25 protein-coding genes are annotated in these 25003 nt (G+C 39.8%); 18 read left to right on the top strand and 7 right to left on the bottom strand.

Annotated features, from left to right (window positions below; translation table 11 throughout):
• Nucleotides 1-20: 20 nt before the first annotated feature.
• The 10 genes from skp (at nt 21) to tilS (ending at nt 11595) form a co-directional block, all read left to right on the top strand.
• Nucleotides 21-515, top strand: coding sequence for a molecular chaperone Skp (skp, locus tag PSF28_RS08940; RefSeq protein ID WP_115167781.1), 495 nt, complete (start codon nt 21-23; stop codon nt 513-515).
• 3 nt (nt 516-518) lie between these two features.
• On the top strand, nt 519-1556 hold the full coding sequence (lpxD, locus tag PSF28_RS08935) for a UDP-3-O-(3-hydroxymyristoyl)glucosamine N-acyltransferase (RefSeq protein WP_210836190.1): 1038 nt from the start codon (nt 519-521) through the stop codon (nt 1554-1556).
• Nucleotides 1557-1685: 129 nt separating this feature from the next.
• Nucleotides 1686-2138 (top strand): 3-hydroxyacyl-ACP dehydratase FabZ, encoded by a 453-nt coding sequence (gene fabZ, locus PSF28_RS08930; RefSeq protein WP_004257450.1) that lies wholly within the window; start codon nt 1686-1688, stop codon nt 2136-2138.
• A 1-nt stretch (nt 2139) separates the two neighbouring features.
• Nucleotides 2140-2937, top strand: a complete 798-nt coding sequence (lpxA, locus tag PSF28_RS08925) for an acyl-ACP--UDP-N-acetylglucosamine O-acyltransferase (RefSeq protein ID WP_210836192.1) — start codon at nt 2140-2142, stop codon at nt 2935-2937.
• Nucleotides 2938-2981: 44 nt separating this feature from the next.
• Nucleotides 2982-4133: a lipid-A-disaccharide synthase gene (gene lpxB, locus PSF28_RS08920; protein ID WP_115167780.1), complete on the top strand. Its 1152-nt coding sequence runs from the start codon at nt 2982-2984 to the stop codon at nt 4131-4133.
• The gene (gene rnhB, locus PSF28_RS08915; RefSeq protein ID WP_109911807.1) at nt 4133-4726 is read left to right on the top strand and encodes a ribonuclease HII; all 594 of its coding nucleotides are present in this window, start codon (nt 4133-4135) and stop codon (nt 4724-4726) included. The genes lpxB and rnhB overlap by 1 nt, the downstream gene beginning before the upstream one ends.
• An 11-nt stretch (nt 4727-4737) precedes the next feature.
• Entirely contained in the window at nt 4738-8220 is a 3483-nt protein-coding gene (dnaE, locus tag PSF28_RS08910) for a DNA polymerase III subunit alpha (protein ID WP_272684952.1), read from the top strand.
• A gap of 12 nt (nt 8221-8232) precedes the next feature.
• A complete protein-coding gene (accA, locus tag PSF28_RS08905; RefSeq protein WP_166264467.1) occupies nt 8233-9192 on the top strand; it encodes an acetyl-CoA carboxylase carboxyl transferase subunit alpha in 960 nt (319 codons plus the stop codon).
• Between the two features lie 146 nt (nt 9193-9338).
• Nucleotides 9339-10226 (top strand): DMT family transporter, encoded by an 888-nt coding sequence (locus tag PSF28_RS08900; RefSeq protein WP_042851536.1) that lies wholly within the window; start codon nt 9339-9341, stop codon nt 10224-10226.
• A 13-nt stretch (nt 10227-10239) separates the two neighbouring features.
• On the top strand, nt 10240-11595 hold the full coding sequence (gene tilS, locus PSF28_RS08895; protein WP_272664244.1) for a tRNA lysidine(34) synthetase TilS: 1356 nt from the start codon (nt 10240-10242) through the stop codon (nt 11593-11595).
• 60 nt (nt 11596-11655) lie between these two features.
• On the opposite strand, the gene rof is transcribed toward tilS, so the two are convergent.
• Nucleotides 11656-11919, bottom strand: coding sequence for a Rho-binding antiterminator (rof, locus tag PSF28_RS08890; RefSeq protein ID WP_004908806.1), 264 nt, complete (start codon nt 11917-11919; stop codon nt 11656-11658).
• A gap of 271 nt (nt 11920-12190) precedes the next feature.
• On the opposite strand from rof, the gene nlpE reads away from it, so the two are divergent.
• From nlpE to chbG, 7 genes are all read left to right on the top strand, one after another.
• Entirely contained in the window at nt 12191-12847 is a 657-nt protein-coding gene (gene nlpE / locus PSF28_RS08885) for an envelope stress response activation lipoprotein NlpE (protein WP_210836198.1), read from the top strand.
• 372 nt (nt 12848-13219) lie between these two features.
• A complete protein-coding gene (locus tag PSF28_RS08880; protein ID WP_115167775.1) occupies nt 13220-13540 on the top strand; it encodes a PTS sugar transporter subunit IIB in 321 nt (106 codons plus the stop codon).
• A gap of 115 nt (nt 13541-13655) precedes the next feature.
• Entirely contained in the window at nt 13656-15014 is a 1359-nt protein-coding gene (gene chbC, locus PSF28_RS08875) for a PTS N,N'-diacetylchitobiose transporter subunit IIC (RefSeq protein WP_272684951.1), read from the top strand.
• Nucleotides 15015-15058: 44 nt separating this feature from the next.
• On the top strand, nt 15059-15406 hold the full coding sequence (chbA, locus tag PSF28_RS08870) for a PTS N,N'-diacetylchitobiose transporter subunit IIA (protein WP_004908815.1): 348 nt from the start codon (nt 15059-15061) through the stop codon (nt 15404-15406).
• A 10-nt stretch (nt 15407-15416) separates the two neighbouring features.
• Entirely contained in the window at nt 15417-16283 is an 867-nt protein-coding gene (gene chbR / locus PSF28_RS08865) for a transcriptional regulator ChbR (RefSeq protein WP_210836201.1), read from the top strand.
• Between the two features lie 108 nt (nt 16284-16391).
• The gene (locus PSF28_RS08860; protein WP_210836202.1) at nt 16392-17744 is read left to right on the top strand and encodes a 6-phospho-beta-glucosidase; all 1353 of its coding nucleotides are present in this window, start codon (nt 16392-16394) and stop codon (nt 17742-17744) included.
• A gap of 35 nt (nt 17745-17779) precedes the next feature.
• Nucleotides 17780-18529, top strand: coding sequence for a chitin disaccharide deacetylase (gene chbG, locus PSF28_RS08855; protein WP_210836203.1), 750 nt, complete (start codon nt 17780-17782; stop codon nt 18527-18529).
• Between the two features lie 62 nt (nt 18530-18591).
• Here the strand turns inward: chbG and proS are convergent, their stop codons facing one another.
• The 6 genes from proS to metN all read right to left on the bottom strand — a co-directional run bounded on the left by proS (nt 18592) and on the right by metN (nt 24219).
• Nucleotides 18592-20310: a proline--tRNA ligase gene (proS, locus tag PSF28_RS08850; protein ID WP_272684950.1), complete on the bottom strand. Its 1719-nt coding sequence runs from the start codon at nt 20308-20310 to the stop codon at nt 18592-18594.
• Nucleotides 20311-20409: 99 nt separating this feature from the next.
• On the bottom strand, nt 20410-21129 hold the full coding sequence (gene tsaA / locus PSF28_RS08845; RefSeq protein WP_210836205.1) for a tRNA (N6-threonylcarbamoyladenosine(37)-N6)-methyltransferase TrmO: 720 nt from the start codon (nt 21127-21129) through the stop codon (nt 20410-20412).
• Nucleotides 21130-21136: 7 nt separating this feature from the next.
• Nucleotides 21137-21538 carry an Rcs stress response system protein RcsF gene (gene rcsF, locus PSF28_RS08840; protein ID WP_004908829.1) on the bottom strand — a complete coding sequence of 134 codons (402 nt, stop codon included), beginning with the start codon at nt 21536-21538 and terminating at the stop codon, nt 21137-21139.
• Between the two features lie 122 nt (nt 21539-21660).
• Nucleotides 21661-22482 carry a MetQ/NlpA family lipoprotein gene (locus PSF28_RS08835; RefSeq protein WP_004257378.1) on the bottom strand — a complete coding sequence of 274 codons (822 nt, stop codon included), beginning with the start codon at nt 22480-22482 and terminating at the stop codon, nt 21661-21663.
• 59 nt (nt 22483-22541) lie between these two features.
• Nucleotides 22542-23195 (bottom strand): methionine ABC transporter permease MetI, encoded by a 654-nt coding sequence (metI, locus tag PSF28_RS08830; protein ID WP_004257375.1) that lies wholly within the window; start codon nt 23193-23195, stop codon nt 22542-22544.
• On the bottom strand, nt 23188-24219 hold the full coding sequence (gene metN, locus PSF28_RS08825; RefSeq protein WP_272684949.1) for a methionine ABC transporter ATP-binding protein MetN: 1032 nt from the start codon (nt 24217-24219) through the stop codon (nt 23188-23190). Before metN ends, metI begins: the two co-directional genes overlap by 8 nt.
• Nucleotides 24220-24387: 168 nt before the next feature.
• Between metN and gmhB the strand changes: the two genes are divergently transcribed.
• On the top strand, nt 24388-24954 hold the full coding sequence (gmhB, locus tag PSF28_RS08820) for a D-glycero-beta-D-manno-heptose 1,7-bisphosphate 7-phosphatase (protein WP_210836213.1): 567 nt from the start codon (nt 24388-24390) through the stop codon (nt 24952-24954).
• Nucleotides 24955-25003: the final 49 nt, after the last annotated feature.

Raw genomic sequence — 25003 nt, 5'->3', positions numbered from 1 at the left:
TATGGGTTAAGGAGTTTAGTGTGAAAAAATTGTTGTGTGCAGCGGGTGTGAGTATTGCTTTAGCAATGTCTGCGGGTGCTTATGCTGAGAAAATCGCTATCGTCAATGTTGGTGAAATTTTCCAAAATATGCCTGCGCGTGAAGCCGTTGCTAAACAGCTTGAAAGTGAATTCAAAAGCCGTGCGACTGAGTTACAAAATCTAGAAAAAGATTTGCAAACTCGTGTTGAAAAATTGCGCCGTGATGGTGCAACTATGAAGCAAAGTGAGCGCGAAAAGCTTGAATCTGAACTCATGACTAAACGTGATCAATTCGCTGAAAAAGCGCAAAAATTTGAAGAAGACAACCGTCGTCGTCAAGGTGAAGAGCGTACTAAAATTTTAACTCGTATTCAGGACTCTATTAAGTCTGTTGCCGCTAAAGAAGGCTATGATGTTGTTATCGATGCAAATGCAGTTGCTTACGCAAAAGATAGCGTTGACATTACAAGTCAGGTCCAAAAACAGGTTAAATAATAGATGTCTTCAATTCGATTGGCTGACCTTGCTCAGCAGTTGAATGCGCAATTACACGGTGATGGTGATATTACCATCACCGGTATTGCTCCAATGCATTCAGCGAATAATCAACAGATTACTTTTCTATCTGACAGCCGTTATAGTGACAAATTGGCCGAATGCCAAGCTGCAGCGGTGGTTCTCACAGCAAAAGATCTCGAAGCATGTAAAGTGGCTGCACTGGTAGTGGATAACCCATACCTTGCTTATGCACGCATGGCTCAAATTATGGATACAACGCCAAGTCCGGCTGAAGATATCCACGCATCAGCGGTAATTGCTGATGATGCAAAACTCGGTAAGAATGTCGCAATTGGCGCAAATGCTGTTATCGAAAGTGGTGTTGAACTTGGCGATAATGTGGTGATTGGCGCAGGTTGTTTTGTGGGTAAAAACACACGCATAGGCACAGGGACCCGTTTATGGGCAAATGTCAGCGTGTACCACAATATCGAAATTGGTGCACATTGTTTAATTCAATCTGGCACCGTGATTGGTTCAGATGGCTTCGGTTATGCGAATGATCGTGGTAATTGGATCAAAATTCCTCAGTTAGGTACAGTGATCATCGGCGATCGTGTTGAGATCGGAGCAAGCACAACGATTGATCGCGGTGCGTTAGATAACACTGTGATTGGGAATGGGGTTATTATCGATAACCAATGCCAAATTGCACACAATGTCATAATTGGTGATAATACCGCAGTTGCTGGCGGGGTTATCATGGCTGGTAGTTTAAAAATCGGCCGTTACTGCATGATTGGTGGTGCTAGCGTCATCAATGGCCATATGGAAATTTGCGATAAGGTCACAGTAACAGGAATGGGTATGGTCATGAGGCCTATCACTGAACCGGGAGTATATTCTTCAGGGATTCCTTTACAGCCTAATAAAGCTTGGCGTAAAACAGCTGCTTTAGTCTTAAATATCAATGAGATGAATAAGAGACTGAAACACGTTGAGCGTGAATTAGATAGCCAAAATCAAAAAAATCAGTAATCATTTTGTAATTCAGGCTAAAATAGTTATCTGAGTTACGTTTTCCGGCCTGCCAGTTAACCTAATTTATGGGTTAAAGCAGGCCGATTCATTAATTAAACCGTATTAATAGACAGGAAGAGTATTTCGATGAGTGATAATCATACTCTGAATATAGAAGAAATCTTAGAACTGCTTCCACACCGTTACCCATTCCTTTTGGTTGACCGTGTATTAGATTTTGAAAAAGGCAAATCATTGCGTGCAGTGAAAAATGTGTCATTTAACGAGCCATTTTTCCAAGGGCACTTTCCAAGCAAACCCATTTTTCCTGGCGTATTAATTTTAGAAGCCATGGCACAAGCGACTGGGATCCTTGCGTTTAAAAGCGTTGGAAAATTAGAGCCTGGTGAGTTGTACTATTTTGCTGCGATAGACAATGCGCGTTTTAAACGTCCTGTTCTACCAGGAGACCAAATGGTCCTAGAAGTAGAATTTATTAAAGAACGTCGCGGAGTTGCACGTTTTAAAGGTGTTGCTAAAGTTGATGGAGAAGTGGCCTGCGAAGCAGAAATGATGTGCGCCCGTCGCCGTGAGGTCTGATATGATTGATAATACAGCCTATATTCATCCGTCCTCTATCGTAGAAGACGGAGCTATCATCGGTGCCAATGTTCGTATTGGCCCTTTTTGTTATATTGGCGCGAATGTCGAAATTGGCGAAGGTACTGAGTTGAAATCTCACGTTGTCGTTAATGGCCATACAAAAATAGGCCGTGACAATGTGATTTTCCAGTTCGCTTCCATTGGTGAGATTAACCAAGATCTTAAATATCAAGGTGAACCAACACGAGTTGAAATCGGGGATAGAAACCGTATTCGTGAAAGTGTAACCATTCACCGTGGTACTGTTCAAGATGTTGGCCTGACAAAAGTGGGCAACGATAATTTACTAATGGTGAATGTGCATATTGCCCATGATTGTATCATTGGAAACCGTTGTATTATTGCAAATAACGGCACTTTAGGTGGGCATGTAACACTTGGTGATTATGCCATCATTGGTGGTATGACCGCAGTTCATCAATTTTGTAAAATTGGTGCTCATGTTATGGTCGGTGGTTGCTCTGGTGTTGCACAAGATGTGCCACCTTATGTTATTGCGCAGGGTAACCACGCAACACCATTTGGTTTAAATCTTGAAGGTTTAAAACGCCGTGGTTTTGAAAAAGAATCACTGCATGCTATTCGTAATGCATACAAGGTGTTATATCGTTCAGGTAAATCATTAGAAGAAGCGCGTGAAGAAATCGCGGAAGCGGCAAAAGCCAATGAACAGGTTAAAGTGTTTAGTGATTTCTTAGAGGATTCAGCGCAGTCTAAACGTGGTATTATTCGTTAATCTAGTATTAATGAATCGGGGCCTTTAATAAGGAGCGAATTTCGGTGAATAATAGCCGCCCACTTACTATTGGCCTTGTTGCCGGAGAAACATCTGGTGATATTCTCGGTGCTGGGCTTATCCGTGCACTTAAAGAGCAAATACCAGATGCTCGCTTTGTTGGTGTTGCTGGTCCATTAATGCAAGCGGAAGGTTGTGAAGCTTGGTATGAAATGGAAGAGCTTGCTGTCATGGGCATTGTTGAAGTTCTTGGTCGTTTACCTCGGCTATTATCCATTCGTAAGGATTTAACCCAGCGTTTTACTGAACTACAGCCAGATGTTTTTGTTGGGATTGATGCCCCTGATTTTAATATTACCCTAGAGGGGCGCTTAAAATCGAAAGGTATCAAAACCATTCATTACGTTAGCCCATCAGTTTGGGCATGGCGCCAGAAGCGGGTATTTAAAATTGGTCGTTCAACAAATTTAGTATTAGCTTTTTTACCTTTTGAAAAGGCATTTTACGACCGTTTTAATGTTCCTTGCCGTTTTATCGGGCATACAATGGCGGATGCCATTCCATTACACCCGGATAAACAAGCCGCTCGACATCGGCTGAATATTCCTGAGCATGTTAAATGTTTGGCTTTACTGCCAGGAAGTCGTCATTCAGAAGTCGAAATGCTAAGCGCAGATTTTCTCAATACAGCGAAAATATTACAACGCAATATCCCTGATTTACATATTGTGGTGCCGTTGGTGAATGAAAAACGCCGCCAGCAGTTTGATGAGATCAAAGAAAATACCGCACCTGAATTGCAAGTCCATATTTTAGATGGTCAGGCTCGTGATGCAATGATTGCAGCAGATGCGACTTTGTTAGCATCAGGAACAGCAGCACTTGAGTGTATGCTAACAAAATGCCCAATGGTGGTGGGGTATCGTATGAAACCTTTCACTTTTTGGTTAGCAAAACGGTTAGTGAAAACGCCGTATGTTTCTTTGCCTAATTTGTTAGCAGAAAAAGAAATTGTGAAAGAATTACTACAAGAGGAATGCCAGCCTGATAAACTCGCACAGCAGTTGCTTCCTCTCCTAGATGGTGGCGAACAGGTTGAAAACCTGAAACAAACTTTTTTACAATTACATCAGCTCATTCGTTGTGATGCAGATAAACAAGCTGCTGAAGCGGTATTAGATATGGTCAAAAATTAATGGAATTTATCTATCCAAAAGCAAATTTAATCGCTGGTGTTGATGAAGTGGGTCGAGGCCCGCTAGTTGGAGCTGTAGTGACTGCGGCAGTGATTCTTGATCCCAATAACCCAATTACAGGGCTGGCAGATTCAAAAAAACTCACCGAAAAAAAACGTGAGAAATTATTTGATGAAATCCAACAAAAAGCGCTGTGTTGGTGCATTGGTCGCGCAGAGCCAGAAGAAATTGATAACATAAATATATTACATGCAACTATGTTAGCGATGCAGCGTGCCGTTGCGGGTTTATCTATTGTTCCTGAGTATGTTTTAATTGATGGCAACCGCTGTCCTAAATTGCCAATGCCTTCACAAGCAGTCATTAAAGGCGACAGCCTAGTACAAGAAATTAGTGCAGCATCCATTTTAGCTAAAGTGATTAGGGATAGGGAAATGGTCGAATTGGACAAAACCTTTCCTGAATATGGCTTTGCGAAGCATAAAGGCTACCCAACCGCGTATCATTTAGAAAAATTGGCGCAGTATGGTGCAACCGAATTCCATCGTAAAAGCTTTGCTCCAGTGAGAAGAGCTTTAGACAGCAATAAGTAGGTATTAGGTCGATGGCATCACCTCGTTTTATTCATTTACGTGTTCACAGTGACTATTCCATGATTGATGGGCTAGCCAAAACGGGGCCACTGGTTAAAAAAGTGGCTTCAATGGGCATGCCTGCGTTTGCGATCACCGATTTTACTAACCTTTGTGGGCTAGTCCGGTTTTATGGTGCAGCACATGGTGCAGGGATCAAACCCATTATTGGTGCTGATTTTTATGTAGAAAGTGAATTGTTAGGTGATGAAATATCTCACTTAACTGTTTTAGCACGGAATAATGAAGGTTACCAAAATCTTACCCTACTCATTTCTGAAGCGTACCAAAAAGGCTATGGCGCGGTTGGGCCAACGATTAAACGTGAATGGCTGGCTAAGCACAAAGATGGTTTGATTTTACTCTCTGGTGGCCGTAAAGGGGATGTTGGGCAATTTCTATTAAGGGGTAATCAAGCCTTAGTGGATGAGTGCCTTGCATTCTATGAAACGCATTTTCCAGATAGCTACTACTTAGAGTTAGTCAGAACCGGGCGGCCAGATGAAGAAAGTTATCTGCATGCGGCTGTCGAGTTAGCGACCAAAAAAGGCTTGCCTGTTGTTGCAACGAATGATGTGTGCTTTATTGAAAGTAGTGATTTCGACGCCCATGAAATACGTGTTGCTATCCATGATGGTTTTACATTAGCTGATCCAAAAAGGCCTAAAAATTATAGCCCTCAGCAATATTTACGTTCAGAAGAAGAGATGTGTGAGCTATTTGCTGACATCCCTGAAGCGTTAGAAAACAGCGTAGAGATTGCTAAGCGTTGTAACGTCACAATTCGCCTTGGTGAATACTTCTTACCGCAATTCCCAACAGGGGATATGAAAACCGAAGACTTTTTGGTTATGCGGTCAAAAGAAGGGTTAGAAGAGCGCCTTGAATTTTTATTCCCAGACGAAAAAGTACGAGCGGAAAAACGCCCTGAATACGATGAGCGTCTGGAAATTGAACTTAACGTGATTAATCAGATGGGGTTCCCCGGTTACTTCTTGATCGTGATGGAATTTATCCAATGGTCAAAAGATAATGGCGTACCTGTGGGGCCGGGGCGAGGTTCCGGTGCGGGCTCTTTAGTCGCTTATGCCCTTAAAATTACAGATCTTGATCCACTTGAGTTTGACTTGCTTTTTGAGCGTTTTTTGAACCCTGAACGTGTATCAATGCCTGACTTTGACGTCGATTTCTGTATGGAAAAACGCGACCAAGTTATTGATCACGTAGCCCAAATGTATGGGCGTGACGCTGTTTCACAGATTATTACTTTCGGTACGATGGCAGCCAAAGCGGTTATCCGGGACGTAGGGCGCGTGCTTGGGCACCCATATGGTTTTGTTGATAGAATTTCAAAATTAGTACCGCCAGATCCCGGTATGACACTGGAAAAAGCGTTCGAAGCAGAACCTCAGTTACCTGAAATTTATGAAGCTGATGAAGAGGTTAAAGCGCTTATCGATATGGCGCGTAAGCTCGAAGGTGTCACACGAAATGCTGGTAAACATGCGGGTGGGGTGGTTATCGCTCCAACTAAAATTACTGACTTTGCGCCGCTTTATTGTGATGCGGAAGGTAATAACCCTGTCACACAATTCGATAAAAACGATGTTGAATATGCGGGGTTAGTGAAGTTTGACTTCCTTGGTTTACGGACGTTGACGATCATTAACTGGGCGTTGGAGATGATCAACGCGCGTCGAGCTAAGAAAAACTTAGAACCAATTGATATTGCAGCTATTCCGCTACATGATCAAAAAAGCTTTGATATGCTGCAACGTTCAGAAACCACAGCGGTATTCCAATTAGAATCCCGTGGAATGAAGGACTTAATTAAGCGATTACGCCCCGACTGCTTCGAGGATATGATCGCACTGGTGGCATTGTTCCGTCCCGGGCCTCTGCAATCAGGCATGGTAGATAACTTTATTGACCGTAAACATGGTCGTGAAGAAATATCGTACCCAGATGTACAATGGCAACATGAATCATTAAAACCTGTTCTAGAGCCGACGTATGGCATTATTTTATACCAAGAACAGGTTATGCAGATTGCTCAGGTTTTAGCTGGCTATACGCTTGGCGGTGCGGATATGCTGCGTCGTGCGATGGGTAAAAAGAAACCTGAGGAAATGGCGAAGCAGCGTTCTGTTTTTGAAGAAGGTGCAATTAAAAACGGAGTAGACGGCGAGCTATCAATGAAAATCTTTGACTTGGTAGAGAAATTTGCCGGTTATGGGTTTAATAAATCGCATTCAGCTGCCTATGCTTTAGTTTCTTATCAAACATTATGGTTAAAAGCGCACTATCCCGCTGAATTTATGGCTGCAGTTATGACCGCGGATATGGATAACACGGAAAAAGTGGTTGGTTTAGTTGATGAATGTTGGCGAATGGGCTTAAAAGTATTGCCGCCAGATATCAATAGTGGGCTTTATCACTTCCATGTAAATGATGAAGGTGAGATAGTTTACGGTATCGGTGCAATCAAAGGGGTCGGCGAAGGCCCGATCGAAGCGATTGTTGAAGCTCGTCAACAAGGCGGCATCTTTAAAGAGATTTTTGACCTTTGTGCGCGAGTTGATATTAAAAAAATTAACCGTCGTGTGATGGAAAAGCTTATCATGGCAGGGGCATTTGACCGATTAGGCCCTCACCGTGCGGCATTGATGTCTTCCCTTGAAGATGCGTTAAAAGCGGCTGACCAACATGCTAAAGCAGAGGCAATAGGCCAAGCCGATATGTTTGGTGTACTAGCTGAAGCACCTGAACAAGTTGAAAGTTCATATGCAAGTGTACCTAAATGGCCAGAGCAAGTAGTATTGGATGGTGAACGAGAGACGCTTGGTTTATATTTAACAGGGCATCCAATAACGCGATACTTGAGCGAAATAGAGCGCTATACTAATGGGCTTAGATTAAAAGATGTGAACCCCACCCCTCGTGGTCAAGTAACAACTGTGGTAGGTTTAGTACTTTCAGCTAAAGTGATTACAACCAAGCGTGGAAATAGAATCGGGATTTGTACGCTTGATGATCGTTCCGGTCGTCTGGATATTATGTTATTTTCAGATGCACTCGATAAGTACCAACATATGTTGGAAAAAGACAATATCCTGATAGCCACCGGTCAGGTCAGCTTTGATGATTTCAATGGTGGTAATAAAATGACAGTGCGTGAGTTAATGGATATTAGTGAAGCAAGGGAAAAGTATGCACGAGGACTTGCAATTTCACTGTCAGATAAACAAATTAACGATCAATTGCTGAACCGGCTTCGCAGTACTCTTGAACCTCATCGTTCAGGAACCATCCCGGTTCATCTGTATTACCAGAAGGATGATGCCAGAGCCAAGCTTAAATTTGGTGTTGTTTGGCGTGTGACGCCAGTGGATCCCCTTTTGAACGATCTTCGAACTCTGCTGGGTAGTGAGCAGGTAGAATTAGAATTTGACTAAAATAGGAATATTATGAGTCTGGATTTTCTTGATTTTGAACAGCCAATCGCGGAATTAGAGGCGAAAATTGATTCTCTAACAGCGGTTAGCCGTCAAGATAACAACTTAGAAGTCAACCTAGATGAAGAGGTTGCTCGTTTACGTGAAAAAAGTGTTGAACTGACACGTAAAATTTTCTCTGATCTAGGAGCTTGGCAAATAGCTAAACTCGCTCGTCACCCACGTCGTCCATATACATTGGATTATATTTCTCGCATTTTTACTGATTTCCAAGAATTAGCAGGGGATCGTGCTTATGCTGATGATAAAGCCATTGTCGGTGGAATGGCGCGTTTGGATGGTCGTCCAGTCATGATTATTGGGCATCAGAAAGGGCGTGAGACAAAAGAAAAAATCCGTCGTAATTTTGGTATGCCAGCCCCAGAAGGTTACCGTAAGGCACTGCGTCTGATGGAACTGGCTGAGCGTTTTAACTTACCTATTATCACCTTTATTGATACTCCTGGTGCTTATCCCGGAGTTGGTGCTGAAGAGCGTGGTCAGTCAGAGGCTATCGCACGTAATTTACGTGAAATGTCACGTTTATCTGTCCCAGTCATTTGTACCGTTATTGGTGAAGGTGGCTCTGGTGGTGCACTTGCTATCGGTGTGGGTGATAAAGTCAATATGCTGCAATACAGCACTTATTCTGTTATTTCACCAGAAGGCTGTGCTTCTATTCTATGGAAAAGTGCGGATAAAGCACCATTAGCAGCAGAAGCAATGGGAATTACTGCACCACGTCTTAAAGAACTGAAATTAATTGATAATGTTATTCCTGAGCCATTAGGCGGTGCACATCGTAATTATGATGAAATTGCAGAACAGCTAAAAGCACGCCTAACTGAGGACTTAGATGAATTAGAAGTATTAGATGCTGAAGCATTGAAAAACCGTCGCTATCAGCGCCTGATGGACTATGGTTATTGTTAATTACTAACTGCTAATCACTAATAAATACGGGAGTTTGCTTTTGCCAGCTCCCGTTTTTTATTTTTAAGCTAGTCATTTTTAATGATAACAGAATGTTTTGATTTAAATTATTCATCTGCTGAAAATAACAATAGATAGGGACTAGGGTGCGACAATATAATTATTTGCTGTATGCTTTTACTTGCGTGTTGATATGGAGCTTTATTCCTATTGTCTCTCGTTTCGGGCAAGAAGGCATGGACAGCTTTCAATTCCTGTTCTGGTCGAACGTAATATCTGCGATATCTGTGATTATTGTTGCTCTTGCTTCAGGCTATCGACTGACAAAACTGTTTATTTTGCCAAGAGATATATTAGTTAAAGTCTTTGTTCTTGGCTTTCTTGACTGTTTATTCTATTTGTTGCTGTACTACGGATATTCCATTGAGAATGGTATCGCGGTATTGGTCATTCAATATAGTTGGCCATTAGTTATTATTTTGTTATCAGTAGTATTGCTAAAAGACAAATTAGCAGGAAGACAAATAATTGGTATCATAATCGGTTTTATTGCGGTGATTATTACTTTTACCAAAGGGCAAATTACGCAATTACATGTTGAAAACCCAACGGCGTTATTACTGGTTTTTAGTGGTGCATTTTGCTTTGCTCTAATGTCAGTTTTCTCTCGCCAATATTCGATTGACCCTTATATTAGTACCGTATGGTTATTTATTTTTTCAACGCTGACTTCTTTTGTCTTATTGATGCTGTTTAGTGAAATGCGATTACCTTCAAAAGCCGCTTTTTGGCCAACGTTGATTAATGGTATTTTAATCAACGGTGTGTCTTATATTTTATGGTTCAAGGCGATGAATACAGGGCACTCGGCGAAAATAGCTTCTGTGGTATTTTTGTCTCCCGTATTATCGGTGCTCTGGTTAGTGTTAATCTTGAATGATGCTTTTGAAATTGCGTATGCAATAGGGGTATTACTGGTAATTATTTCTGGTGTTCTGTGTGTTGGCGCAAAGAGCCAAAGTCAGAAGTTGTGAGAAGGGCGAATAAATGGCGCAGCATTCGCAAGTCATTGTTGATAGAGTTTTTAATAAAATAAGCGGTATCGGAAAAATTCTAGTAGGATTCAGTGGTGGCATTGACTCAACAGTTTTATTACATGCACTTTATCTTATTCGAAAGCAACAGCTTCCTTTATTAGAGGTTCGCGCTATTCATATTCATCATGGATTGAATAGAAAAGCAAATGAATGGGAGCAGCATTGTGCTCAATTATGTTTACAGTGGGACATTCCTTTCATTTGCCGACACGTAGTGGTTGATTCAAGCCAAAAAGGTATTGAGGCAGCAGCACGAGATGCACGTTATCAGGCTTACCGAGAAGAATTACAAGAAGGTGAGGTGCTAGTTACGGCTCAACACCTTGATGATCAAGCAGAAACTTTCATGTTAGCGTTAAAGCGTGGTAGTGGGCCAGCAGGGTTGTCTTCAATGCCTGAACAATTAACCTTTTCAGCATGTTGCGGTTCAACATCGCTGCTAAGACCATTACTCTCAACACCCCGTATAGCGCTAGAAGCTTATATGCAAGAGCAGCAATTATCGTGGGTTGAGGACGATAGTAACCAAGATGATCGTTACGATAGAAATTTTTTACGCCTGAATATCATGCCTGTTTTGACTGAGCGTTGGCCGCATTTTTCTAGTGCAGTTGCCCGCAGCGCAGCGTTATGTGCAGAGCAAGAAACATTACTTGATGAGTTATTAAAAGATACCCTTGATGAAATGATGGATTATCGGGGAGGGCTATTTATTGATGGCCTGAAAGCCTGTTCATCAGCAAAACGCAATGCACTTATTCGCCGCTGGGTTGGTCTGCATCAGCTACCAATGCCACCATTTAACCAATTGGAACGTATTTGGCAAGAAGTGGCGTTAGCTCGACAGGATGCGGACCCTATTTGCCGTTTAGGGCAATTCGAAATTCGCCGTTATCAAGATGCATTGTGGGTTGTTAAGCGCATTAATAGCTTAGCTAATCAACAGTTTGAATGGATTTATCCTGAGGTTTTTGAGTTACCTGAATCCTTAGGAATTTTACACGTTATGGAAGGCGAGGGGCAAATACGTCCACCATTTTCACATGAAAATGTGACGGTTCGTTTTGGGCTGCAAGGCACGCTCAATATTGTAGGACGGCATCGTTCCAGAAGCAGTAAGAAGATCTGGCAAGAATTAGGAGTGGCTCCATGGATGAGAGAAAGAGTGCCTCTAATTTATTATAACGACCAGCTCATTACTGCGGTGGGGTGTTTTATTACCCCTGAAGGAATGGTTGATGAAGCGTCTCTTGGTATTGCTATCGATTGGCAAAAAGAGAGTGAATTTAAGGTATTGAATCAATGAGAAGCCCCTTATGACTGTGATTACCATAAGGGGCCATAGAAGGACTCAAAATAGTGAGTATTAGTGAGAGTGGTCGACAACAATCGTGCCGATTTCTGGATGACTGAAGGAAATTATGCAATCCAATCTTAACTCCTTGGTTCCTTCATGTGTCTCAACAATCAGGTACTCAACTTTTTTTCGTAGGAGTAAATCATTGGCTTGCCCCTCAATATTCACGCCGTCATTGAGTGCTATTTGCAGTTTTAGCTGACGTTGGCATGCGATTTCTAGATATTCGTAATCATCACAATTGATAGGTTGATATTCAGTATCTGTAGACATATTCCCTCACCACTGTGTTAGTGGCGGTTATTGCCGCCTTGAACATGTTGTACCAAGCAAAAATGTGCTTAGTACGATAATAGCACAGTAACTTTAATAACTATAATCACAGCACTGGGAAAAAGACAATTCTTATTCACTAAATCAATGCATAACGTATTTTATCAGTAATGTCCGAATTTTCTTATGTTTGCCATATTTTTATTAGATGAAATGCTATGATGTTTATATTGGTTAATAAGTTAAAACACATGGTTTTAAGGGAATTATAATGAAAAAATCACTAATGTTAGTCTTAATGGCGGTTGGAAGCATTACGTTAGCTGGCTGTCAGAGTGCGACAAAAAATATTGATGCAGCGCCAGTCGATAAAGTATATACAGGCATTTTACCTTGTGCAGATTGCTCTGGTATTGAGGCGACATTGCTAGTTAACCAAGACGGTAGTTATGTTGAACAGCTTGTCTACTTAGGAACGAAAGATGGCGATACTGCTTTCCATGATACTGGTAAATGGAATATAGAAAATAATAAATTACGTGCAACTAATCCTAAAGGTGAGAGCACTTATTTTGCCCAATCAGCAGATGGCCAATCAATGACCTTACTGGATTTAGACGGTAATCCGATTGAAACACAGATGAATTATACATTAGACCAAGTTAAGCCAAGTAAAAAAGTGGGGCAATACCGCTATATGGCAGATGCAGCTGTATTTACAGAGTGCGCTAGTGGTCGTCAATATGCAGCTTCTGGTATCGAATTAGAAAAAGCGTATGGAGAAACGGGTGTAGATGGTGGTACGCCAGTCTACGCTGAAATTGAAGGTTATTATACCATCCGTCCTTCTATGGAAGATGGTCAATTCGACTCTGCATTAGTACCAACAGGTACAATTAAATTTGATAAATCGGCTTCTTGTAACTAATTCGTACTTTTTCCTTTCTTAAAAAGACCCACTTCAGTTGAAGTGGGTCTTTTTCTTTCGAGCTCCTAAATTATCGACTAACGCCTCGTATTCTCTACTTTTAATTCATTTCTTATCATTATTTGACATCAGTATAACTTTTTTATTGACGCAAAATATTTATATAAATGTGAAGGTCGTCATAGCTGTTGGTCAATAGGAGACAATTGCTGCTTAGTTTGAATTATCGAAAATGCAGGGAAGGCAGTATACTCAATTCAACTAGAGATAATTATATTCTTTAGTATATAGGGTTGAGCTATATGATAAGTCTATAAGAAAATTTATAAGTCACAGCGGTAATAAAAAATAGAACGAATTAAAGGATAAGGAATGAATAAGAAAAATATTTATCTATTTTGTTCTGCAGGTATGTCTACCTCACTGCTAGTTAACAAAATGAGACAGCAAGCAGAAAAATATGATGTACCTGTCAATATTGAAGCCTTCCCTGAAAGCTTAGCTTCAGAGAAAGGTGTAGATGCGGATGTAATATTGCTGGGCCCGCAAATCGCGTGGATGTTATCGGATATTCAGAAATTATTACCTAATAAGCCAGTTGAAGTTATTGATTCACTTTTATACGGAAAAGTGGATGGGCTTGGTGTACTAAAAGCCGCTGTTGCAATCATAAAACAACAATCGGCAAGTTAGTATCAAAAAGCTATTTACTACCTCTACAACATAATAACTCCATCGACATTAACGCTATTAATACAACGTAATTAGTTAAGAATGGAGCACACTCAAAAAAATTGAGGGTAATTTTATGAGTCTTTTTATCACTTCGCTTGAAAAGGTTCTTCTTCCATTCGCAGTTAGATTGGGAAAGCAACCTCATGTTAATGCAATAAAGAATGGTTTTATTCGAATTATGCCTCTGACACTAGTTGGGGCAATGTTTGTGTTAATTAATAATGTTTTTCTGAGTTTTGATACAGGATCTTTTTTCTATTCTTTGGGAGTTAGACTAGAACCATCAACGATAGAAACACTAAATGGCTTTAAAGCCATCGGTGGAAATGTTTATAACGGGACATTGGGGATCATGTCCTTAATGGCGCCTTTTTTTATTGCAATGGCACTTGCGGAAGAGCGTAAGGTGGATCCTCTAGCAGCGGGTTTGTTAGCCGTTGCATCTTTCATGACAGTAACACCTTATGACGTCAATGGTGCTTATGCTGTTGGTGCTAATTGGCTCGGTGGGGCAAATATCATTTCAGGGATCATTCTAGGGTTAGTTGTTGCTGAAATGTTCACTTTCATTGTTCGCCGTGATTGGGTGATCAGATTACCCGATAGCGTACCTCCATCTGTATCTCGTTCATTCTCTGCACTTATTCCTGGTTTTATTATCTTATCCATTATGGGAATTGTGTCGTGGGCATTAAGCGGTATTAGTAGTAACTTCCATCAAATTATTATGGATACAGTATCAACACCACTAGCTTCTATGGGGAATGTTGTTGGTTGGGCATATGTTTTCTTTACGTCTCTACTATGGTTCTTTGGTATTCACGGTTCTCTCGCATTAACCGCGTTAGATAGTGGCATAATGACACCATGGGCATTGGAAAACGTGTCTTTGTATGCAGAATATGGCTCAGTTGACGCTGCGATTGCTGCAGGTAAGTCTTTCCATATGTGGGCAAAACCGATGCTTGATTCCTATGTGTTCTTAGGCGGAACCGGTGCTACATTAGGATTAATTATTGCTATCTTTATTGCATCACGCCGTGCCGACCATCGTCAGGTAGCGAAATTAGCATTACCAGCGGGTATTTTCCAAATTAATGAGCCGATTATTTTTGGCCTACCCATTATTATGAACCCAGTAATGTTTATTCCATTTATTCTTATTCAGCCTTTATTGGCGGGGATAATGGTCGCGGCTTATTATCTAGGGATTATCCCGCCAGTGACGAATATTGCACCATGGACAATGCCGACAGGGTTAGCAGCATTCTTCAATACTAATGGTAGTATTGCTGCCCTATTACTTGCATTATTTAACCTTGGTGTGGCCGTACTCGTTTATCTTCCATTTGTTGTGATTTCGAATAAAGCACAAAACACAATCGATGAAGAAGAAAGTGAAGAAGATATTGCTAACGCACTTAAGTTTTAAAATAGGGAGGAGCTTGCTCCTCCCATTAAAATAGAGATAAAAATATGTTTGAGCTTAATGATATCCAAGAAAATGCCACTACGGATGAACTTGAAGAAGTTGTCATGGGACTGATTATTAATGCAGGGCAAGCAAGAAGCTTAGCTTACACCGCATTAAAAAAAGCGAAAGAAGGTGATTTTGTGACCGCAAAAAGTTTAATGGCGCAATCTCATTCCTCGTTGAATGAAGCTCATAAAGTGCAAACCCAGTTAATTGAAAGTGATATGGGGGAGGGACGAATCAAAGTAAGCCTAGTCCTAGTTCATGCACAAGATCATTTAATGAACGCAATGTTAGCCCGTGAATTAATTACAGAGTTAATTGAATTACATGAAAAACTAAACCATTAGAGAGAGGGTCATGATGCAGACACTGATGAATAGAACCGACACTAATGCTGAAATTAAACTAGTTCAAGAAAGTGAACTTTTTAATAATAAAACCTTTCATGTCTTTATTTATAATAAAGTTGAGAGTGCAAGTGGACTGCATCAACATGATTATTATGAATATATGATCGTTTTAACGGGTCGTTGTTATCAAATAATTAATGGAAAAAAAGTTTTATTAGAACGAGGAGATTTCATTTTTCTTCCTATAGGGTCTCATCACGAAAGTGCTTATGATTTCGGACCAACACGAATATTGAATGTGGGTATCAGTAAATCATTTTTTGATAAACATTATTTACCACTATTACCAAGTTGTTTTGTTGCATCACAAGGTTATCAATTGAAAAATGAGTTTATGGCTTATATAGAGTCCGTGATCGCATCATTAAATTTTCGTGATAGCGAATTTAATGAATTTATTGAGCTAGTTACATTTAATATAGTAAATCGATTACGCCATTATCGTGAAAAAAGTATGCGAGATGATGCACCGCAGTGGTTAAAAAGTACATTGGAAGAAATGCATGATATCGCTATGTTTAGTGAGAGTGCTCTACAAAATATGATTTCAATAACGGGAAAATCACAAGAATACTTAACCCGGGCAACAAAAAGATATTATGGTAAAACGCCAATGCAGATTATTAATGATATAAGAATTAACTTTGCTAAAAAGCAACTTGAAATAACTAATTATTCAATTACAGATATTGCTTTTGAATCAGGTTATAGCAGCCCAAGTTTATTTGTAAAAAAATTTAAAGAGCTAACTTCATTAACACCGAGTGATTACAGAAAAAATCTATTTAGCGTTGAACAAAAAATGGTAGGTTAAATTATTATCTAAATAAGCTTTCCATTTCTAAAATCTCTAGCATACCCATCTTTATATATAGGGATGGTGTGCTTTTCTATGTCTATTATAAAGGTCCACGAGGTTAATATGACTCAGAAATTAAAAGTTGTTACTATTGGGGGGGGGAGTAGCTACACTCCTGAATTACTGGAAGGTTTTATTAAACGTTACCATGAATTACCTATTACTGAATTATGGTTAGTGGATGTCGAAGAAGGTAAAGAAAAATTAAATATTATCTATAATTTATGCGAACGCATGGTTAAGCATGCCAATATACCTCTAAAGATATTTAAAACACTGGATAGGCGAGAAGCATTAAAAGATGCTGATTTCGTCACGACTCAATTAAGAGTTGGGCAATTAAAAGCGCGTGAATTAGATGAATCAATCCCTTTAAAACATGGTTATTTGGGACAAGAAACTAATGGTGCTGGTGGTTTATTCAAAGGGTTACGAACAATACCCGTGATTTTTGACATTATCAAAGATGTTGAAGAGATTTGCCCGAATGCTTGGGTCATTAATTTTACCAATCCGGCAGGGATGGTCACTGAGGCTGTTTATCGGCATACGAATTTCACACGTTTTATTGGTGTTTGTAATATCCCTATCGGTATGAAAATGTTTATTACCGACGTTTTAAAACTATCTGATAGTGATGAATTATCTATCGATTTATTTGGTTTAAACCATATGGTTTTTATCAAAGATGTTATTGTAAATGGCTCATCGAGGTTTAATGAATTATTAGAGGGTATTGCCTCTGGAACGTTAAGTGCCAATTCAGTTAAAAACATTACTGACCTTGCTTTTGACGAAGGTCTAATTCGCGGGTTAAATCTGATCCCATGTTCCTATTTATTGTACTATTTTAAACCTAAGGAAATGCTAGCGATTGAGCTGGGTGAGTATTATAAAGGCGGTGCTAGGGCACAAGTCGTGCAAAAAGTTGAACATCAACTATTTGAACTATATAAAAACCCGACATTAGATGTAAAGCCTAAAGAGCTTGAATTAAGAGGTGGGGCTTATTATTCAGATGCAGCTTGTGAAGTCATCAATGCGATATACAATGATAAGCAAACGGAGCACTATGTTAATATTCCACATCATGGACATATCGATAATATTCCTGAAGACTGGACTGTCGAAATGACATGTATATTAGGTCGTGATGGTGCGAAACCGCACCCACGGGTAAAACATTTTGATGATAAAGTACTTGGTTTAATTTATACCTTAAAAAACTTTGAGATTGCGACTAGCCAAGCTGCAGTAAATGGTCAGTTTAATGATGTTTTATTGGCGATGAATTTAAACCCATTAATTCATTCTGATAACGATGCGCGTTTAATTTCTAAGGAATTACTTATCGCCCATAAAAAATATCTACCCAACTTTGCTAAAGCAATACAACAGCTTGAGCAAGAAGGTTAATTAGCCAGATAGCTTATAGAATTAAGGGAGAGCATATGGCTGTACTACTTATTGTAAATGCTGATGATTTTGGGCTCTGTGAAGCTGTCAATTATGGCATTATTGAATCTCATCGTAATGGGATAGTTCATTCAACTAGTGCGATGATGAATATGCCAGCAATATCCCATGCAGCTAAATTAAGCCAAGAAAATCCGAACTTAGCGGTGGGCATGCATTTTGTTTTAACGGCTGGGAAGCCTTTCTCATCAATGCCTATACTCAGTCGTGATGGAATATTGGGGAAATGGCTTTGGGATATTAATGACTTACCACTGATTGAGATTGAGCAAGAGCTAAACCTGCAATATCAAAAATTTATCGAAATTTTTGGTCAAAAACCTAGCCATATTGATAGCCATCATCATGTCCATATGATTGAAGGCATTTTTCCGATTGTAGTTGCTTTTGCCCAAGAGAAGGGAGTCGCGTTACGCGTTGATCGCCAATTAGAGAAAAATTGGCCACCATTATCATATCAAGTGGCGAGTACGGACTGTTTCAGTAGCGAGTTCTATGGTGATGAAATTTCAGAAGCGCTATTTTTGAAAATTATTAATGAAGCTAAGGTACAAGGTAATAGCTCTATTGAAGTTATGAGCCATCCTGCTTTTATTGATAATGCACTATTAAAAAGTAACTATGCATATCCACGTTTAAATGAATTGGAAGTTTTAACATCTGAAAACTTAAAATCACAAATTTTGGCACATGGCTTTAAGATTGGTTCGTACCGAGACATCTAAAGAAAAAGCCCAAATTCAAAGTAACCTAAATTTGGGCTTTATTTTCTAACTTTTAACTTGTTTTATTTACCGAGCTTACCTTTTAGGAAGCTAACAATATTTTCTAAACCAACAAGTTCTTTATCATCACTTCGGCGTGATTTATATTCAATTTGGTTGTTGTCTAAGTTACGGTCACCAATAACGATAGTATATGGAACACCAATCAGCTCCATATCGGCAAACATCACACCGGGGCGCTCTTTACGGTCATCGAAAATTACATCAATACCGTTTGCTTTTAAGTCAGCGTAAAGTTTTTCTGCAACTTCTTTAACACGATAAGATTTGTGCATATTCATTGGCAAAATAGCCACTTGGAACGGAGCAATTGCATCCGGCCAAATAATTCCTCGGTCATCATGGCTTTGTTCAATGGCAGCGGCCACAATACGCGTTACACCAATACCATAACAACCCATGGTGGCGATTTGATTATGGCCATCTTCATTTTGGACTGACGCTTTCATTGCTTCTGAGTATTTAGTACCTAATTGGAAAATGTGGCCAACTTCGATACCGCGTTTAATTTGTAGTACGCCTTTACCATCAGGGCTTGGGTCGCCTTCAACAACGTTACGTAAATCAAAAGCTTCTGGTAGCGCTAAATCACGTTCCCAGTTGATGCCGAAATAGTGTTTGCCATCAATATTTGCGCCAGCACCAAAGTCACTCATTACTGCAACGCTACGGTCGATAACAATCGGTAGAGGCATATTGACAGGGCCTAAAGAACCTGGGCCTGCATTCACCGCATTTCTGATTTCAGCTTCAGTGGCAAATTCTAATGGGCTAGCCACTAAAGGGTGTTTTTCTGCTTTGATTTCATTTAATTCATGGTCGCCACGAATTAATAAAGCGACTAAAGTGTGCCCTGAATCTTTTTTCGCGTGGACAATCAATGTCTTAACAGTTTTCTCAACAGGTAAATTGAATTGTTCGACAAGCTCTGCAATTGTTTTTGCATTTGGCGTATCAACAAGGCGCATTTCTTCTGTTGGTGCACCACGTGGCGTTGTTGGGGCTAATGCTTCTGCAAATTCGATGTTAGCGGCGTAATCAGATTCGGTCGAGAAAATAACATCATCTTCACCATTTTTTGCTAATACTTGGAATTCGTGGGATGCGCTACCCCCGATAGAGCCGGTATCTGCTTGAACAGCACGGAAATCAAAGCCAATACGCGTGAAAATTTTGCTGTAGGCTTCGTACATTGCATCGTAGGTTTCTTGCAATGATTCTTGGCTAGTGTGGAAAGAGTATGCGTCTTTCATAATAAATTCACGTGAACGCATCACACCAAAACGTGGGCGAACTTCATCACGGAATTTAGTTTGAATTTGGAATAAATTTAAAGGCAATTGCTTGTAAGAGGTGATTTCATTACGCACCAAATCGGTGATCACTTCTTCATGGGTTGGACCTAGAACAAACGGACGTTCCCCACGGTCAACAAACCGCAGTAATTCAGGCCCATACTGTTCCCAACGTCCACTTTCTTGCCATAAATCTGCGGGTTGAACTACGGGTAAAGATACCTCGATAGCACCTGCATTTTCCATTTCTTCACGGACAATAGTTTCTACTTTACGCAGAACACGTACGCCAGTGGGTAACCAGTCATACAGACCAGAAGCAAGTTTACGGATCATTCCTGCACGCAGCATCAGTTGATGGCTGATAACTTCTGCATCCGCAGGGGTCTCTTTTAGAGTTGAGAGCAGATATTTGCTAGTACGCATTGTATAGGTTCCATTAGAACAACAAGTTATGGCAAGCGGCTTGCTTACCAAAGTATATAGTGAGTTAGTCTACCAGTGACTGGGGCTCGCCAAAAGGGGTTAAGGTGATTTTTCGTATGGTTCGATAGCGAATACTTCAGTCACACCATCAATTACTCGCCAACGAATATTAAAATCTAATAAATGGACTGCATAGTCACGTATTTCAGTCGATTGTTTTTTATATGCAGGGCGAGGGTCTTGCATTAAAACTTGTGAAATAAATTGTTTAATACCCGGGTACTGACTTTGATAAGTATTTAATACAGTTTCTGCATGCGGGGTGAATATAACCTGCATATCATCTGAAGGTGTATCCTGTGCATAGCCTGCAGCCGCATTTGGTATAGCCTCTGCAAAAGGTAAATAAGGCTTTATATCGATAACAGGGGTACCATCAACTAAATCAAGGCTGCCAAGCTCGAGGATCACTTGGTTGTTTTCTATTGTGGCTCCATGTAATTCAATAAGTGACATACCTATTGGATTCGGTCTAAATGTTGAACGGGTTGCGAAAACCCCCATTTTATCATTGCCACCTAATCTTGGAGGACGAACGAGCGGTTTCCAGCCATTTCCCATCGTTTGATGAAAAACGAATAAAACCCAAATATGGCTGAATTGATTGAGACCTCGGACTGCATTTGGATTGTTATATGGAGAATGCAGATGTAAGCGTCCCGCACCACCCTGAACAAGTCCAGGTTGGCGAGGGATCGCAAACTTTTCTTTATAAGGTGATTCAATGTGCCCAATAACATTAAACTGAAAAGATTGCATAAGATACTTATTCAACAATTTTTAATGCACTGCCTTCGCAAATAGTTGCCTGGTAACAACCTGGGGAGGTCATAGTTTGGCACTGGTGTAAAAGTACGGCATCAGCCGCAATATAGGCAGCCTGTGATAACATACTGTTTTTTGCGGTATTCAAATTTGCCGGAGGGCTTTGAACACTTTCTCGACAAGATTCCCCAGAAACAACACCTAAATCTTTGAAAGGCATCCCTAATAATTCTTCTGGACTATTCATTAATTTAACGTTTGCAGTGTTTGGTTTTGTCTCACTCGGTACAGGTTTAGACAATTTCATACTAGTGAAACCTTTATTTTGCCCTGGACTCGTGTATTGGTTAATTCCACACCCGGCTAACAAAAATGTCACCAAAGTGAGCAATAACAGTCTCATAATTATACCTTTCTTATATTATTCAAAATAATGCCGTTGTTTTATAGTCTATAAATTACAAAAAATACTAGACGGCGTTAAGCCGTCTAGTATTTTAATCGTTTTTTAAATAATAAAAAAGATTACCAACCTTTAACTGCACCACCATCGAAGACTTCGTTAGCTTTATTTGCCACTTCATCTGATTGATATGCTTGAATAAATTTTTTCACATTCTCGCTATCTTTATTATCTTCACGAGCAACAATAATATTTACGTATGGAGAATCTTTATCTTCAACAAATAAACCATCTTTTGCTGGGGTTAATTTAGGTGTAGCACTACTTGCCCAAGTTGTATTGATAATCGCTAAGGCAATTTTTTGGTCATCTAAAGCTCGAGGCAATTGAGGCGCTTCTAACTCAACAAATTTCAGGTCTTTCGGGTTTTCAACCACATCTAAAACCGTTGGCATTAAACCGGTGCCATCTTTTAATTTAATTAAGCCTTGTTGTTGTAATAACAGTAATGAGCGACCTAAATTGGTAGGGTCATTTGGTAACGCAATTTGTGAGCCATCTGCAAGTTCATCAACTGACTTGATCTTTTTAGAGTAAGCCGCAATTGGATAAATAAAAGTATTTCCAACAGGGACTAATTTATAGTTACGGTCTTTAATTTGCTGATCAAGATAAGGCTTGTGTTGGAATGCGTTCGCATCGATATCGCCTTTACTTAATGCTTCATTAGGTAAAACGAAGTCATTAAATGAAACAAGCTCAACATTTAAACCGTATTTTTCTTTAGCAACTTTTTGCGCGACTTCAGCAACTTCTAATTCTTTGCCCATGATCACACCAACTTTAATACTGTTAGCATCTTTTTCTTTTTCACCACAACCAGTAAGTACAAGTGTGCCTAATAGCGCGCCGACAACTGCGATAGATTTTAATTTAATAGACATTGGTTTACCCCTTTAAAACGGACTTTATAAGCACCTCAACGGCGCCGCTATTTTACTAACTATCGATGTGAAACTTTTTTCATTAAATACTCGCCACCAAACTGAATTAGGTTTACTAAAATGACGAGGAGAACAATAACGGTATTCATCACAACAGGGTTATAGGTTTGATAACCATATTGTAGTGCGATTTGGCCTAAACCACCGGCACCAACTGCACCACCCATTGCAGAATATCCGACTAACATAATTAACGTAATAGTGGCTGCATTAATTAAACTTGGCAATGCTTCAGGGATTAAAATCTTACGAATAATCTGAAGTGGAGTCGCCCCCATTGCACGAGCTGATTCAATTAAACCACTTGGAATTTCTAATAATGCATTTTCAACCATACGAGCGATAAATGGCGCCGCGCCAATGGTTAAAGGGACGATTGCCGCTTTTAAACCAATAGTCGTCCCAACAAGGAACGAAGTTAATGGAATAATCCAAACCAGTAAAATAATAAAGGGGACTGAGCGGAAAATATTGACTACAACTGCAAGAGCTCGATATAGCCCGACATTCTCCATGACTTGGTCTTTGCGTGTAATATAGAGCAATACACCTAATGGTAAACCTAAAACAAAACCCAAAAAGCCGGAAACAAAGGTCATTGTGATAGTGTCAATTGTGCCGTTAATCAGCAGATAAATCATTCTCTCAGACATAACCCAAAACCTCTACTTTCACATGATGCTCTTTCAAAAATGCAATTGTGGATTCAACCCCACCATTGATGCCATGTAGCTCTGCTAGCATCACACCAAATTTCACGCCGCCAGCGTAGTCAATTTGTGAACTTAAAATATTAATATCAATATCAAACTTACGTACAGCCATTGAAATTAAAGGTGCATCAACAGACTGCCCTGTAAATTCGAGCTTAAGTAATGGTGATGAGTCTTGACCTGGTTCTGTTTTCAATCGTTCTTTATAATCATCCGGAATATCAATTACTAATGTTGATTGTATAAATGCTTGAGCAACAGGTGTTTTTGGGTGAGAGAATACTTCACTCACTTTGTCTTGCTCGATTAATTGACCACCACTTATTACAGCTACTTGATCACAAATACGTTTTACAACATCCATTTCGTGGGTAATTAATAAGATAGTTAGCCCTAATCGGCGGTTAATATCTTTCAATAATTCTAAAATTGAACGAGTTGTCGCGGGGTCTAATGCACTTGTAGCTTCGTCACATAGCAATACTTTAGGGGAATTAGCTAATGCGCGAGCTATAGCAACACGTTGTTTTTGTCCACCGGATAAATTCGCAGGATAAGCATCCTTCTTTTCACTTAAACCAACTAAATCTAGTAATTCATTCACACGCTCTTTAATTTTTTCTTTAGGCGTATTATCAAGCTCTAAAGGTAGAGCAACGTTATCAAAAACAGTGCGTGAAGATAACAAGTTAAAATGTTGAAAAATCATGCCAATGCCGCGACGTGCTCTCGTCAAGGTTTTTTCAGTCATCGACGTTAAATTTTGCCCATCAACAATAACTTTGCCTGAAGTTGGGCGCTCAAGCATATTTACGCAACGAATAAGCGTACTTTTACCTGCACCTGAAGCACCAATAACGCCATAGATCTGACCAGCAGGCACATGCAAGCTAATATCAGTAAGTGCTTGAATGTTACGGCTTCCTTGCTGGAAAACTTTATTAATATTTGAGAGCTTTATCATTTATAGTTTCTAACTTTATCTGAATTGTTTTTAGATAGTGTATCTAATAAGGTTGGATGTTAAGGCGTCTAGACGTCTAAGTCAATAAAGATTGTTCTATTTATTCTATTCTCCTTTTATTTCTTTTCATGAGATACTAAAAAAATACTAAATTTTAGGAGTAAACAGGTGAGTAACGGGATCCCAGCAGTCTTTTTAGATAGAGATGGAACAATTAATATCGATCATGGCTATGTACATAAAATTGATGATTTCGAATTTATCGAAGGGTCAATTGAAGCAATGCTTGAATTAAAAAAGATGGGCTATGCATTAGTTATTGTAACCAACCAGTCAGGTATTGGTCGGGGAATTTATACAGAAGACCAGTTTATGCAACTAACAGAATGGATGGATTGGTCATTAGCAGATCGCGGTATTGACTTAGACGGTATTTATTTTTGCCCTCATCATACTGAAGCTACAGTAGAAGAATATCGACAAGACTGTAATTGTCGTAAACCAAAACCTGGAATGCTATTAGATGCACAAGACTTTTTAAAGATAGATATGGCTTCATCGATTATGGTCGGTGACAAACTGGCTGATATGTTAGCAGGTAAAGCTGCTAACGTTGGTACGACCGTATTAGTAAAAAGTGGTGAGTCAGTCACAGATGAGGCTATCAATAATGCAGATCTTGTTATTAATAGTATTGCCGAACTGCCAGAAGCACTAAAAAGAATCAAAAAGTAGTCGTTTTGTGTGGTAAATAGGCAGTTAGAAAAAAAATGTAAAAAAACAC

The organism is Providencia sp. PROV130, assembly GCF_028482225.1.
Classification (GTDB): domain Bacteria; phylum Pseudomonadota; class Gammaproteobacteria; order Enterobacterales; family Enterobacteriaceae; genus Providencia; species Providencia rettgeri.
The sequence above is the reverse complement of the archived record's forward strand: the minus strand, read 5'-3'. Positions and strand labels throughout refer to the sequence as shown.

Bases quoted from the DNA above. Each gene is read 5' to 3' on its own strand.
- rnhB (WP_109911807.1), top strand. From the start codon at position 4,133: ATGGAATTTATCTATCCAAAAGCAAATTTAATCGCTGGTGTTGATGAA.
- tsaA (WP_210836205.1), bottom strand. From the start codon at position 21,129: ATGCAATCTTTTCAGTTTAATGTTATTGGGCACATTGAATCACCTTAT.
- chbG (WP_210836203.1), top strand. From the start codon at position 17,780: ATGGCTGTACTACTTATTGTAAATGCTGATGATTTTGGGCTCTGTGAA.
- rof (WP_004908806.1), bottom strand. From the start codon at position 11,919: ATGTCTACAGATACTGAATATCAACCTATCAATTGTGATGATTACGAA.
- tilS (WP_272664244.1), top strand. From the start codon at position 10,240: ATGGCGCAGCATTCGCAAGTCATTGTTGATAGAGTTTTTAATAAAATA.
- metN (WP_272684949.1), bottom strand. From the start codon at position 24,219: ATGATAAAGCTCTCAAATATTAATAAAGTTTTCCAGCAAGGAAGCCGT.
- chbR (WP_210836201.1), top strand. From the start codon at position 15,417: ATGATGCAGACACTGATGAATAGAACCGACACTAATGCTGAAATTAAA.
- PSF28_RS08880 (WP_115167775.1), top strand. From the start codon at position 13,220: ATGAATAAGAAAAATATTTATCTATTTTGTTCTGCAGGTATGTCTACC.
- accA (WP_166264467.1), top strand. From the start codon at position 8,233: ATGAGTCTGGATTTTCTTGATTTTGAACAGCCAATCGCGGAATTAGAG.
- nlpE (WP_210836198.1), top strand. From the start codon at position 12,191: ATGAAAAAATCACTAATGTTAGTCTTAATGGCGGTTGGAAGCATTACG.
- PSF28_RS08835 (WP_004257378.1), bottom strand. From the start codon at position 22,482: ATGTCTATTAAATTAAAATCTATCGCAGTTGTCGGCGCGCTATTAGGC.
- dnaE (WP_272684952.1), top strand. From the start codon at position 4,738: ATGGCATCACCTCGTTTTATTCATTTACGTGTTCACAGTGACTATTCC.
- chbA (WP_004908815.1), top strand. From the start codon at position 15,059: ATGTTTGAGCTTAATGATATCCAAGAAAATGCCACTACGGATGAACTT.
- rcsF (WP_004908829.1), bottom strand. From the start codon at position 21,538: ATGAGACTGTTATTGCTCACTTTGGTGACATTTTTGTTAGCCGGGTGT.
- lpxA (WP_210836192.1), top strand. From the start codon at position 2,140: ATGATTGATAATACAGCCTATATTCATCCGTCCTCTATCGTAGAAGAC.
- PSF28_RS08860 (WP_210836202.1), top strand. From the start codon at position 16,392: ATGACTCAGAAATTAAAAGTTGTTACTATTGGGGGGGGGAGTAGCTAC.
- lpxD (WP_210836190.1), top strand. From the start codon at position 519: ATGTCTTCAATTCGATTGGCTGACCTTGCTCAGCAGTTGAATGCGCAA.
- fabZ (WP_004257450.1), top strand. From the start codon at position 1,686: ATGAGTGATAATCATACTCTGAATATAGAAGAAATCTTAGAACTGCTT.
- metI (WP_004257375.1), bottom strand. From the start codon at position 23,195: ATGTCTGAGAGAATGATTTATCTGCTGATTAACGGCACAATTGACACT.
- chbC (WP_272684951.1), top strand. From the start codon at position 13,656: ATGAGTCTTTTTATCACTTCGCTTGAAAAGGTTCTTCTTCCATTCGCA.
- proS (WP_272684950.1), bottom strand. From the start codon at position 20,310: ATGCGTACTAGCAAATATCTGCTCTCAACTCTAAAAGAGACCCCTGCG.